Below are 916 nucleotides of genomic sequence, written 5' to 3'. Positions count from 1 at the left end.
CATCAGCAACCCAGACAGAAATGTGGATCAACTTGGTCGCTACGCGGCAAGTGCGTACGGCTTTGATAACAGCATTAAGCTGGAAGGCGAAGAGTGGGTGTACAGCAATACGTCAGCGGAAAACTTAGCGAAACTCGATCTAGCGAAGAAAGATTGGGAAGTTCGTTTTGCAGAAAATCGCACCAACAATAATGCTGCGGACGGCGAGTTGCTTGGCTTCTCTATGCTGCAAGAATCGGTGGATCAAGCCTCTTACATGTACTCAGACAACAAATACTTAGCGGAAATGGCGAAGTTGGTGTCCGATGGCGTAGAAGGTAAAGACCGCGCGCAAGAATTCCTGAACGGTGCCGAGAAAATCAAAACGTACATTAACCAATGTATGTTTGATGAAAGCACAGGATTCTTCTACGACATTCACTTAAATGTGGCTGAAGATGGCACTACTCCTGCGCCTCTTGCAAATGGCTGTGCGGGTTTGCCTATTGTAGAGCGTGGACGTGGCCCTGAAGGTTGGTCGCCGCTGTTTAATGGTGCAGCAACGCAAGAGCATGCCGATAAAGTGATCGCGGTGATGCGTGATCAAGACGAGTTCAACACGCCAGATAAATTCCAAGGAACGGGTGTGCCTTTGCCGACCGCATCGCAAACCAACCCTGCTTACGGTAAAGATGTGTACTGGCGTGGTCGTGTGTGGCTAGACCAAGTGTACTTTGGCTTCCGTGCGATGGAAAACTACGGCTACAAAGAAGAAGCGATTGCAATGGCGAATGAGTTGTTTAACAACGCAGAAGGGATGACGGGTGACATGCCAATCCGTGAAAACTACAACCCTGAGACGGGCGCGGTACAAGGTGCGTCGAACTTCTCTTGGTCTGCGGCGCATTTGTACATGATGTACAACGGATTCTTCAAA

At 49.3% G+C, this 916-nt stretch carries 1 protein-coding gene; it reads left to right on the top strand.

Features of this window, described 5'->3' with window-relative positions; all coding sequences use genetic code 11:
• On the top strand, positions 1–916 hold a 916-nt coding region (locus R7Z50_RS25525), incomplete at both ends, for an MGH1-like glycoside hydrolase domain-containing protein (RefSeq protein ID WP_318149479.1).

This window comes from Vibrio sp. 1249-1 (assembly GCF_033340495.1).
Note: the sequence above shows the minus strand (reverse complement) of the source record. Positions and strands in the feature narration are given on the sequence as shown.